Origin of the sequence: Crocosphaera watsonii WH 8501 (genome assembly GCF_000167195.1) — a bacterium.
Lineage (GTDB): Bacteria > Cyanobacteriota > Cyanobacteriia > Cyanobacteriales > Microcystaceae > Crocosphaera > Crocosphaera watsonii.
In genome coordinates this window covers 1-11,232 of record NZ_AADV02000140.1, presented here as the reverse complement: position 1 = coordinate 11,232, position 11,232 = coordinate 1, and the positions used below count along the sequence as shown (strand labels likewise).

Here is an 11,232-nt window from a genome sequence, read left to right as displayed (position 1 = left end):
GGGAGGGGGGGAGAGGAGGAAGAGNGTGGATGACTCAGCTCGTACCGCTAGCAGAAGCTGTTGATGCAGTTTATGCCGAATTTCCTCAAGGGAGTTAGTCCAAGTGTAGACCCTCAAGTTCGTAAAGATAAGTGTCTTCGTGATGTAAGTCACTATTTACGGTTAATCAATTACTGTTTAGTAGTTGGTGGTACTGGTCCTCTTGATGAATGGGGTATTGCTGGTCAGCGTGAAGTTTACCGCGCTTTAGGAATTAATACTGCTGCTTATGTCGCAGCCTTTGCTAAAGTAAGAGACCGTCTCTGTGTGCCTCGTGATATGTCCGCTCAAGCTGGTACTGAGCTTACCAGTTATCTCGACTACGTTATTAACTCCATGTCTTAGGGGCATTTTAATCTAGTTGATTAACTGAAATTGCAAGTCTAACTAGAAGGAAACTCTTGACAAAATTGTTGGCTTTAATTGAGTCAATGAGTATGTTGGGAGTTTCCTGGCTGTCTGATAAAAGAGAAGAAAATATGAATGATGCCATGATTTTAGCTAGTTGGTTAGCGGGTGAATTTAGTAGTTTTAAACAAACTTTAGATAACCCGAGAATACATCCTCATATTCGCATTTTTTTCCGCCCTTTACCCTTCGAGTTTTTTGAGGGTGTTGGTTTTTATTCTGAACAAGTTTATGATTACGATCCTTGGCATCCTCATCATCAAAATGTTCATAGAATTTTTGCCCAAGGAGACAATGTTTTTGTAGAAAACTATGCTCTTAAAGATAAGGATCTTTATACAGGTTCAGGAAGTGATCTAGAAATACTCAAAACAATTACTCCTGAATCGATTGAACTGCGTAATGGTTGTGCAATTATTTTCCAAAGAGAGGGGGATAAGTTTGTGGGACAGGTTGAACCAGGGAATAAATGTCTCATTCCTCGTAAAGATGGTCGCATGACCTATTTGAAAAGTGAGGTAGAAGTTACAGAAAATATTTGGATTAGTAGAGATACGGGTTTTGATGTTGATACTGATGAAAAAGTATGGGGATCAACAACAGGTTTACTTAAGTTTGAAAAAGTCCAAAATTTTGCTCATGAATTGCCAAAGAATTGCCAAATAAAATGAATAGTCCTTTTCTCAACTTATTTCCAGGTTTAACAGAAGAAAAAGCAATTGAACTTCTAGAAACACCAGTAGAACAACTCAAAGAAAAATATCATCGTTATCTCGCAGCAGCACATTTAGTTAACTTTCCTAGTGAACGCTCCATCGCAGCACTGATCAAAGTTTTACAAGATCCTCACCCAGCAAGAGAAAATCGTCAAGCACAACGTAAAGCGATCGAATCATTGGGACGTTTAAAAGTTGCTGATGCGATTGAAGTCATGCGACCTTTTTTGGCAGATAGCGATCGCTACATGGTAGAAAATACGGTTTGGGCGATCGGGGAAATTAGTACATCTGACAAAGATATTCTCGAAGAAATTGCTCAGTTATTAAACAAAGAAGGACAAATTTATCGAGTTATCATTCAAACTCTAGCAAAACTCAATTACCAACCAGCATTAGACAGAATTGCTCCTTTTACAGAGTCAGAAGATTCGGCGATCGCCTGTGCTGCCATAACTGCCAAAAGCAAGTTATCAGGAGATAATACCCAAGTCCATCACATTATCCATTTCCTGAATGATAAAAATATTCATGCTCGACGAGGAGCGATTCAAGACCTGATGGATTTAGAATATAATCAGGCTATTCCTAATATAGCGGTTGCTCCTGTTTCCCAGTCTCTACGTCTTCGGGGAATGAGATTTTTAGCAGATAAAGCACAGGAAAAGGACAATTTTGATTTTTCTGAGGTAGAGTCAAGTTTTGATTTAGCCATTTGGGATCATCCCCAAGACCTGAAAATGGCTTATGAATACAGTGAAAAACCAACGTTAGAGAGAGTCATTGAAGACCTCTATAATACTAATTTTGGCTATTGTTATTTGGCCAGTAAAGCGATGCTTGAGTTCTATCCCCAGGAAGGAGATGTTTTAAAACAATCTTTTGACGAAAATGCTCAAGAAGATTATGGAGCGCACTACCATATTATTAAACTATTTGGTTGGTTAAAATATGAACCAGCTTATGAGCTTTTTCTCGATACTTTACTTAATTTAGGAGATAAATTTGTTAAATCAAGAATTGCTGCTGCTATTTCGTTAGGTTATTTAGGTGATAAGCAAGCTATTCCTCATTTAAAAGTTGGTCTAGAAAGTGAAGTTTGGAAATTAAAGTATGCTTGTTTATTATCTTTAGAATATTTGGGTGATTCTAGTGGGAAAACCCTTTGTTATAATGACTCTGATTGGCTTATTCAAAAGAAGATCAGCTAATTTTTTTTGCTTTCTTGATAGTTAACATAGGAACGAAGGACAGCCTTAATTAAGGTTTGATACCCTTTTCCATGCTGTCATCCAATTCATTTAGACTGATATCTTGCATCAGTACAGAAAATCAAAATCAAAAAGCAAAGAAAATCAATTCTAAATTAGTTTCAGTAAAAATAAAACCTGTTCCCCCTTCCGTAGTTCCCTGTTCCCTCTCTAAACTAGCTACTTTTATCGAAGGTGCAAGATGTGAGTTAGAGAAAAAGATCAACAAAACAAGCGAGAGTCCCCATTCTCAGCGTAGCGGCCTGGGGTAGTTTATCCTACCAACCGATAGCTGTTAAAGCACGTTCAATCCTCGTTTGGACTATGAAATCAGATTCACTCTCAGACGCAGCCTGTAACGCTAGAATCCCATCGCTATTACCAATTTCTTCAAGGGACACAACAGCACTATAACGCAAAGCCCAATCAGTAGGCTCTAATAACGCCCATTTTAGCTTTTCTATCACTTGTGCAATAACTTCTTGATTCTTAGTTTGACGGCCAATTTTACCTAAACCCCTAGCTGCAACTCGGCGAATCTTCCCTTGACAATGATCAGATATGTCAAAACCAATCACTTTTTCCAACAGCGACACTGTTCTAAGATCACCAATGTACATTAAAGCTTGAGTTAGCCCTGCCCTCAAGTCTTGATCTTCATCAGTATCAAACACTTCAATTATTACATCAGCACTCAAAGGAGCCAATTCAACTAATCCTTGGATTGCAGCAGCTTTGACATTAGGATAGGGAGATTTTACCGCTTCAATTAATTCTAAGATCAGACTTTTAGGTACTTGTTGAGACGTTATGCTTTGTTGGTCCACTAACATCTTCATTTTCTCAATTTTCTGATTTGTTTCCACAGTGTTCGATCTGGGAATGTTTCCTTGAATAGCATCCAGCAGTAGCTCGTCAAGTGCTGGAAATAAAAAATTGGCTTGCTCTTGCCGTTTTACTTCCCTCTCCGTCTTATTTTGTAAAAGTGCTTCTAAAATACGCTTGATAGTGGCTAATTTGATATTATTGGGGATTTGCGCCTTAATAATAGCTGGAGCGATTTCAAACCGACCAAGGGCTGCAAGATCCATAGCCGCCGCATATCGTAAAAAACGGTTTTCATGACCTAGAGTTTGAAAAAGCATCTCTAGGTAACGAGGTTTAAGGGTTAAAGCATAAAAATATTGAGCGGCTGCACACTTGACTCGTTCCGATGAATCCTGTAGAAAAGGTTCAATGTGATCTTGGACTTCCCACACTTTAAAGGCTGTCAACGCCTCAATTAATGCCTCAGTTGGCTTGTCCTTGATCTCTGGATTAAGTAGGTTAATTAATGCAGGGATAGCAGAGCGATCGCCAATATTCTTCAAGGCCAAAATCACAGCTTCTTGCAATCTAAGATCAGAGCAGTCTAAAGCTTCAATCAATGGGGTGACTGCCTGTGAATCTTTTAACATTCCTAATGAACGTGCTGCCTGACGGCGAAGAGGATAGCCCCCTAGAGTGGTTCGATCTCGCTCATCCTTAAGACATTCACACAGTAGGGGAATCGCCTTCAGAATCCGATTTTTGCCAAGCCACCAAGCAGCATAATAACGTACTCCTTCATCTTCACTGTTTTTCAACGCAGTGACAGCAGCTTCAGGGTTGTTGATCAGTTGAGCAGAAGAATTAAGAGTCGTCATTGTTTCAATTGTCATTTAATTGTATTTTACCCCAGATCGAAAATCATATTTTTCTTGTGTATCCCAAGGAGAACAAGTTGACTGAGAATACTCAGCCAAGGACTTAAAACCTGGGGGACAAAGTGCTGGACATATCTCGTCAACATCCGTTCTTTGAGGGCAGGAGTAAACTCCTGCCCAGCGATTCCTAAATCTTCCCTTAATCTCTTCAGAGAAATTAAATCCTGCTTTTTCAGCAATACGAATAATTTCTTCTGGTTGAGCTTCTTTTAACTGCGCTTTCAATGATTCATCATTTTTTGCAGCAACAATAAAATCCATAAGTTGTTGTTTAGACATAAAAAAAGACCTAACCTTGAAGTTGTTAAATTAATGAGTTTTTTCTGGCTGTGCAACTTTTTTTGAAACAGTCAAACCCAGGGTCATCATGAGTCAGAAAAAGTTGCACACAAAATCAAGTAAACTGATGAATAAGTTGAGAATTATAACACCTTAACATCAGCAACTTTACCCCCTAAAAGATAGATTTCTCGCATGGCTTCATTCATACGACTATGGGGAACTTTCACGGTGTAAGAACTAACTCGCTTAACATCTTGGCGACAAACACCCGTGACTGTAATTTCCACAATACGACCTGCATAATCACTCATTTGTGGAATGCCTACTGTTGTCATTGTTGACATAATATAAAACCTCAAATTATTTTGATTAATTAACTCAAAAAACCCAAAAATTTCAGGAACTAATGGAATATTATTCACTCCTGTCCTACCCTTAAAACCCTCAATCTTTGGTTAATATTCAATTCAGGAATTTTAAGGACAGAAAGGAGATGTACTGCTTACGACAAAGCTTTTTAAAGTGCTTCAGTAATGCTGAGAATACTACCACCTGCATTATGAATAGACTGAAAAGCTTTTGACATACAATCAAAGCTGACAGTAATTTGTTTGTTACTTAATTTTTGCAGGCGAGCAAAGTCTTTGGAAGCAGAATAAGTAATCTTAAAACGCTTACCAGTATTGCCATAGTTAGCACCATTCCCCATAGCAAGTGGTTGAATTGGAGTTGCTAAATTAGATGCCAAAGAACCAATTAATTTAGCACTGTTATCTCTGTCGCTGGTAGCTGAACCTCTTAACAAAGAAAACATCCCATTGAAGCTATTATTATTGAGGCCAACCTGGGAACGAATATGACGAGCATAAGGAACAATATCTTCCCCAAAACTCAAAGTATATTCGTCGCTATCGAGATAAGAGTCAATCTCGGCATCATATCCCTGTTCGTAATAAATTTCAACGTGTTCGGTGATTTCTGCTTGAGATTGAGGCGCACGACCTAATAAATGCTTGAAATTCAGTTCAATAAAGCGGTATGGAGGACAGGCGTAGAAAAACAGTGACTTATATAACTCAGATTTCGCCACCAGTCTGACAAACTGACGAACGGTAATATCACCACCGCGCAAAAGTGCTTCCGCACTTTCTAAGCGTTGTTCTTCCATTAAATGCTCATTTCCCAACACCTGCTTGTAAACAGCCCTAATTATGGTTTGCAAGTCGTCTTCAGTCTGTAAGGGACGCATTTCCAAAGGGGCTACTTCAAAGGCATCCAGACCAAGGGTTGCTGAACGAGCCAAATTTCCCATTAACTTTCTCCTAAATAAAAAGCTTAACATTTTAAAGTTGTCTAAAGATTGCTTGACCAAGCAATCTTTAGTCAGAATAAGTAATTAGTTGCCATCTCGTCCCTATTTTTGAGCAATAAATTTACAAAAATTATTATTTGTCAAAGAATTTTACAGTATAAGGCAACAGGGTTTTGCCCGTTGAGGGATAATGCAGTAGCAGGTTTACTTATTTCGTTGACTTTTGATCTTGTAAAGCATTGATCACAAACCCAAATCAAAACATTCATATTACTCACATTGATAAAGTCCCGATAATCCCTTTATAACAGGCTTTGAGTCAACCTTGAAACCTGGGAACGTTTAGAACGTTCCTAGGATCTGTTAGACATTTCGATCTAGGATAAATAATTGAAAACATTGGCAAATTATATCTAGATTAAAAGTAATCTTGATGGTTTATTTTGCCAATGGCTGTCGTTTTTATGGTACTATCAGAGATTAAACAATCTCCGTAACACTAACAATCTTACCACCAGTTTTGTGGATGTTTTGAATTTTGGCTGAAAGTTGACTATAACCTACTTCATAAGTTTGATTACTGCGCTTAGTCACTGGAGTAATTCCTGCTTTCGTAACAGCAATACGAAATCGTTTATTAGTGGAACCAGAAATCCCTCCAGTTGAGACTGCTATAGCAACCGCCTTGGCGGTTGCTATACCTTGATTTTTTGAGCTAGGTTGGAAGCAATACTAGGGCGTGTCTGCAAAGTCAATGCAAGGAACTGTGAAAGTGGATCTAATGCAACAAAAATCTTCTATCTTCAATAGCTAACAGAAAAACAAGAAAAAATTTAGGTATGTTTAAGGTTTTATGTAACTTTCCCTAAATTCCCAAAACCCTCATTCTACAAAGATTATAGCCTGCATAGCTCCCACACAAAGCAACCATCAGTTTTTGTGGGTGTCTTTTTGCTGTATCCTTGAATTTATAAGAATATCTGTGTGTCATTGCATAGATATCTCATAGACAACGTAACCACTACTAAAGCTTTTGAGCTTTGACAAACTTGAAACGGTGGAAAAGCCAAAAATAAGTTTGAACAAGTTTTAAAAGTTTTGGGCAACCCGCCCACCGAACAGTTAACTTAATTTAGTTTAGACGGCTAAAAAGACTGTGAAGGTGATGGAAGGGATTGCTGTCTTTATGGTACACAATTTTGTTATGTCCGTACAGTCAATTGCTGATGTACAACCTCTCAATCCTAGAGGATAGAATGTAGATTTACCCATATTTAAAAACAAGGGCTTGTTCTCACTCAATCTGCAATCTCCAATCTACATTCTGCAATCTTTCGGTCACTCTTGCTTCCCTTCTCTTCTAAAACCGATATAAGACAGTATTTCCCTTCCTATCAACGGGTTGCTCGCTCACCTTACCAAAGCGAACCCATAAATGGAACACAATACAGGGACACAACAAAACCAAACCTTTCCGTTATCCGTCAACTGTCACCACCTTGACAAAACCGTTGACAACCCCGAACATTACCGCGACGGCTTTAAAACTCAAGTATTAACCATCGACGACTTAGCAGAAGCCGTCTTGCTAGGTCATGCTTGGTCTTGTGCCACCTACGACCACAGCATGAGGTCAAAAGCTAACTATCAACAAGCTCAACTTATTGGCCTTGACATCGATAATGGCTTAACCCTTGACGATGCCCTCAACCATCCCTTTGTCAAAAAATATGGACAATTAATCTATACTTCCGCATCCCACCAAAAGCCAAAAGGAGACACCCCACCCTGTGATCGCTTTAGAATCGTCTTCAATGCGTCTCAACCCATTAAGGATATAGATACATACGAACAGTTAGTCAAAGCCGTTATGGGGCATTTTCCTTCGGCTGACGAGGCTTGTAAAGATGCCTCACGGTATTGGGCCGGTAATAGCCAAGCAGAAATCTTTATCCTCGATGGGCAAACTTTACCCGACTCTCTCATTGATGGAGCCAAAGAACAGGCTAAAATCGAATGGGAGGCCAGGGAAAAACGCCGTATTGAGACATTAGCCAGGGTTAATGAACAAAACCCCGACGAACTTAAAACCCTAGCCCTAGAAGCCCTAAACTTCATCCCACCACGGCAACCAGGAACCGGAACTTATGAAGAATCGTTAAGAGTCCTCATGGCCTTAACCACCATCTTTGGTCCCACTGAAGCGATCACCATAGCCGAATCCTGGAGTCCCCCTATGAAAGGCTGGAACCCTGCCAGAAAGATTCAAGGGTTCAGAGTAGGTGAAGTCACCGCCGGTACTCTTTTTTGGATCGCACAGCAACACGGCTTTAAATTCCCAGAAAAACAATGGCATTCCCTGGAAAGATACCCCATTGAACCAGATGCCGACCTATACCAAGCTTACGTTGAATGGGAAATTGAACAAGAAAAAAATGAACAAGCACAAGAAACCTCAGAGTTTATCGACTTCTTAAAAGCTAAATTTCACGGGTTAGGCAAACACTATAAGAAAGGCTTCGGTTTACCAAGGAAGTCGAACAAACTAAAGTAAAATTACCTCGAAAAATAACATTAACCCTTAATGATCCTGTCCCCACTCCCGAGGACTATAAAGGGCTTGAACCACCGATAATTATCTTTAAGAAAGGTAATAGGAAGAAACTCTATCAAAAATTAATAAACGCTGGCTGGAAGCATATATTAGATGCTAGTGTTCCCGGCTCTGGCAAATCTTATGACACAGGTAATTTTGCCTCAGAAAATGGTAAACATTTCCATATCACAGTAGACCACCGTAACCCCTCTACTCCCACCATTAAACACAACTTTACTGACCTTAACCCAAGACAGAAAGGAATCTATCAAGTAGGTGAGCGAATTGAACTCAAAGGAGAAAGACATCAATTAATTACCCCTAGTAATTGTTCTAATGTCGATGCCTTTAACCAACTATATACTAAGAATTATGATGTTTACTTTGATGGAGTCAACCAAGTTTGTCGTCATTGTATCTATGGGAAAATAAAACAAGAATCTAACGAATTAGACTCAGAGGGAAATCCTTTTATAGTTAGTAAATGCGGTGCCGAATCAGGAGAAGGCTATGGCTTTTTACATCAAAGAAAACTAACTTTATCCTCACCTACAATAAGATGCACCACAGAGCAATTAAGTGATGTAACCGTTTATAACTATTCACCGGATCTCTTCTCAATTGAAGAAGCTGGTCGAACATTAGGTACAAAACAAATAACAGGATCTCTCAATTGTTTTAATCGCCAGATGTTAGACCTAAGAGCCAAAAATCGCGATTATTTCTTGGCTATTGAAAATTTATTAAATTTACGCCCCTATCTTGAAAAAGATACCAAACGCCGTTATGGTCTAAGACATAAAGAAATCTTAGATATTATTGGTGAAGCTCCTGAAAACCTAGAAGAAATAATACAGTTTATCTACAATGATTTCAACCAATTAGACGATGTTTTTGTAACTCCTGACAGTACAGGAACTGTCAACTATAAAGAGGGGGGTATAACCCGTGAACAAGCCAAGACCGCCCGTCGAGGTTTAGCTATTGAAGCCCGTGAGAAGACCTTAGAAAATATTAAGAGACTACCATCAAACATTCTCTTTGACTTATTAGAAGTTTGGGGAGGAAAGAAAGGCGCGTTTAAGACCAACCAATATGGTGAAATTATTATAACTAGACCTGACTTTAAGATGCAGAGTATCTTGAAAACCAGTCAGGCTAATCTTTACCTTGACGCTACTTTAACAACCGTTAAACTAGCAGCATTAATAGATATTGACCCCACTGAAATTATCACGGTCAAACAAGAAACCATTACAGCTAAAAATAATATCGTTGTTCATGCTGTTGACTTTTCTGGACTGGGTTCTAATAACTGGGGTCGTACCAGGAATGCTGACGGCGAACTATTAACCAAAGAAGAAGCAGAAGGGGCTTTAAAGCGCATTATTGCCACCATCGACAAATTAAAAGATAAATTCCCAGAAATCAGTATTTATGCTCTTAAGAAGTATGAGAAGATTTTAGAGAACCATTACTACTGGTTCAACCACAACAGGGGGGGTAATCATGACCAAGGTAAAGAAGCGATCGCCGCCTTCGGGAAACCTTTACCTGATATGGGTAGCTTAGAGTCTGAGTATATAACCTTGTTTGGTGTAACTGAATTTGATAATGAACTTAAACCAATGGGGTTTGATGATTATTATAAGGAGTCGTGCAACCAGGAAATAATACAGTATGTTGGCCGACAGAGGGCAAACCTCTACCCAGACCAAAAGTTCCATAGCTTCATCTTCGCCCCTGACCTTGATCTAACTTTTCTAAAAGAGCTTGGTTATAAGGTGGTATATGAAGATGAGTATCAATATATCCCTGAGTTATGCCGTCGACGTAAAAGGGATAAATGGGCTATCCTTGAAGCTGCCAAGGGGTTGATCAAGGCTGGAAAGAAAATTACTCAAGTAGCTATCGCCAGAGAAATCAATGCAACCCAAAGTTGGGTATGCAAGCTGTTTGGGGGGGATGAAATCCTATCCTGGCGTGATTTCTGCAAAATATTCCACTCTCTATATAAAGCTAATAAAGAAACTGGAATAATTACCACAGGGACCGAAGAAAACGCCACAATGCAGGAATGGCTGGGGTTGAAGCCGTTGGAGGTGGCTCTAGACATGATAAAAGCTATCCATAATGAAGGGTGGGAAAGTGTTGTCGACTATCTCAGGAAAGTTTGCCCTCACGAAGCATTCCAAATTTTAGGTATTTTGGCCTTATTCACTCCCAATGGGTATCAAGTTTGGCAGGAATTTTTTCCTGAAGTGCCTTTTTGAATCGAATAAATAGGGTTTTGCTTTTATTCAGCAAACCCTAATTAACTAATGATTTATTTTTGAAATTGAACCAACATTCATTAACCTTTGATAAGAATTTCAATTTGCTCTGGGGAAACATTAAACTTTTTAGCTATTCCTTCTTTGGCTTGTTCTAATTGATAAGAAGGAACGTGACTGTTTTCAGTCTTTTGTATCTTTTCAAAATTGAGAGTAGAAATATCAATTCCCAAGAACTTTAAAGTAGTGTAGTGAACAGGATTGTGCCAACGCTTCCAGACATTAGGAATGTCCATACTTGCGTATTCAGAAATGTGGATAGCCCAAGGATCTTCCCGAAGTTGATCCACGCAGACAGCTCGTCAATCTACTATCAAGGCGACACAAAGCTGTCCTTTTAGCCCCCGGATTGGGGCACCAGTTTAAAGACCGGCGCTGTGGGAAACCCCTGGTCATCCGAAGTTATCGGAACACTAGGAAGGAGAAGGTTCAAATTCGGCCATTCAAAATTGCCCAAATCATTAGAAAAGAAACAACATGCTCTGGTCAAAGAACATTGATACAAGAGAGTTCTTCGCGAGAACGAAGCAAGAAAAGCGGAGTGGGTGCTG

Annotated in this window: 10 protein-coding genes and 1 pseudogene; 5 read left to right on the top strand and 6 right to left on the bottom strand. The window is 39.3% G+C overall.

Annotated elements, in window-relative coordinates:
* The 3 genes and pseudogenes from CWATDRAFT_RS25645 to CWATDRAFT_RS25635 form a co-directional block, all read left to right on the top strand.
* Positions 1-384: pseudogene (locus tag CWATDRAFT_RS25645) on the top strand (globin family protein); the annotation flags it as partial.
* A gap of 68 nt (positions 385-452) precedes the next feature.
* Positions 453-1,118 (top strand): chromophore lyase CpcT/CpeT, encoded by a 666-nt coding sequence (locus CWATDRAFT_RS25640; RefSeq protein ID WP_326997438.1) that lies wholly within the window; start codon positions 453-455, stop codon positions 1,116-1,118.
* Positions 1,115-2,374: a HEAT repeat domain-containing protein gene (locus tag CWATDRAFT_RS25635; protein WP_007307732.1), complete on the top strand. Its 1,260-nt coding sequence runs from the start codon at positions 1,115-1,117 to the stop codon at positions 2,372-2,374. Before CWATDRAFT_RS25640 ends, CWATDRAFT_RS25635 begins: the two co-directional genes overlap by 4 nt.
* Before the next feature lie 317 nt (positions 2,375-2,691).
* On the opposite strand, the gene CWATDRAFT_RS32445 is transcribed toward CWATDRAFT_RS25635, so the two are convergent.
* The 5 genes from CWATDRAFT_RS32445 to CWATDRAFT_RS40535 all read right to left on the bottom strand — a co-directional run bounded on the left by CWATDRAFT_RS32445 (position 2,692) and on the right by CWATDRAFT_RS40535 (position 6,406).
* Complete coding sequence (locus tag CWATDRAFT_RS32445; protein WP_007307729.1) at positions 2,692-4,113, bottom strand: HEAT repeat domain-containing protein; 1,422 nt, start codon at positions 4,111-4,113, stop codon at positions 2,692-2,694.
* Positions 4,114-4,437 carry a Nif11-like leader peptide family natural product precursor gene (locus tag CWATDRAFT_RS25620; protein ID WP_007307728.1) on the bottom strand — a complete coding sequence of 108 codons (324 nt, stop codon included), beginning with the start codon at positions 4,435-4,437 and terminating at the stop codon, positions 4,114-4,116. It lies immediately after the preceding gene.
* Positions 4,438-4,580: 143 nt separating this feature from the next.
* Entirely contained in the window at positions 4,581-4,775 is a 195-nt protein-coding gene (locus tag CWATDRAFT_RS25615) for a phycobilisome linker polypeptide (protein ID WP_198139035.1), read from the bottom strand.
* A gap of 182 nt (positions 4,776-4,957) precedes the next feature.
* Positions 4,958-5,752 (bottom strand): phycobilisome rod-core linker polypeptide, encoded by a 795-nt coding sequence (locus CWATDRAFT_RS25610; protein WP_007307726.1) that lies wholly within the window; start codon positions 5,750-5,752, stop codon positions 4,958-4,960.
* A 480-nt stretch (positions 5,753-6,232) separates the two neighbouring features.
* Entirely contained in the window at positions 6,233-6,406 is a 174-nt protein-coding gene (locus CWATDRAFT_RS40535) for a phycobilisome linker polypeptide (protein WP_268742868.1), read from the bottom strand.
* Positions 6,407-7,187: 781 nt separating this feature from the next.
* On the opposite strand from CWATDRAFT_RS40535, the gene CWATDRAFT_RS25605 reads away from it, so the two are divergent.
* Complete coding sequence (locus CWATDRAFT_RS25605; RefSeq protein ID WP_007307733.1) at positions 7,188-8,306, top strand: PriCT-2 domain-containing protein; 1,119 nt, start codon at positions 7,188-7,190, stop codon at positions 8,304-8,306.
* A 731-nt stretch (positions 8,307-9,037) separates the two neighbouring features.
* Positions 9,038-10,621, top strand: coding sequence for a hypothetical protein (locus tag CWATDRAFT_RS25600; RefSeq protein ID WP_007307734.1), 1,584 nt, complete (start codon positions 9,038-9,040; stop codon positions 10,619-10,621).
* 80 nt (positions 10,622-10,701) lie between these two features.
* Here the strand turns inward: CWATDRAFT_RS25600 and CWATDRAFT_RS25595 are convergent, their stop codons facing one another.
* A complete protein-coding gene (locus tag CWATDRAFT_RS25595; protein ID WP_007307725.1) occupies positions 10,702-10,971 on the bottom strand; it encodes a hypothetical protein in 270 nt (89 codons plus the stop codon).
* Positions 10,972-11,232: the final 261 nt, after the last annotated feature.

What these genes read in the sequence shown, in the direction of transcription:
- CWATDRAFT_RS25635 (WP_007307732.1), top strand. Translation starts at nt 1,115, where the DNA reads ATGAATAGTCCTTTTCTCAACTTATTTCCAGGTTTAACAGAAGAAAAA.
- CWATDRAFT_RS32445 (WP_007307729.1), bottom strand. Translation starts at nt 4,113, where the DNA reads ATGACAATTGAAACAATGACGACTCTTAATTCTTCTGCTCAACTGATC.
- CWATDRAFT_RS25620 (WP_007307728.1), bottom strand. Translation starts at nt 4,437, where the DNA reads ATGTCTAAACAACAACTTATGGATTTTATTGTTGCTGCAAAAAATGAT.
- CWATDRAFT_RS25615 (WP_198139035.1), bottom strand. Translation starts at nt 4,775, where the DNA reads ATGACAACAGTAGGCATTCCACAAATGAGTGATTATGCAGGTCGTATT.
- CWATDRAFT_RS25610 (WP_007307726.1), bottom strand. Translation starts at nt 5,752, where the DNA reads ATGGGAAATTTGGCTCGTTCAGCAACCCTTGGTCTGGATGCCTTTGAA.
- CWATDRAFT_RS25605 (WP_007307733.1), top strand. Translation starts at nt 7,188, where the DNA reads ATGGAACACAATACAGGGACACAACAAAACCAAACCTTTCCGTTATCC.
- CWATDRAFT_RS25600 (WP_007307734.1), top strand. Translation starts at nt 9,038, where the DNA reads ATGTTAGACCTAAGAGCCAAAAATCGCGATTATTTCTTGGCTATTGAA.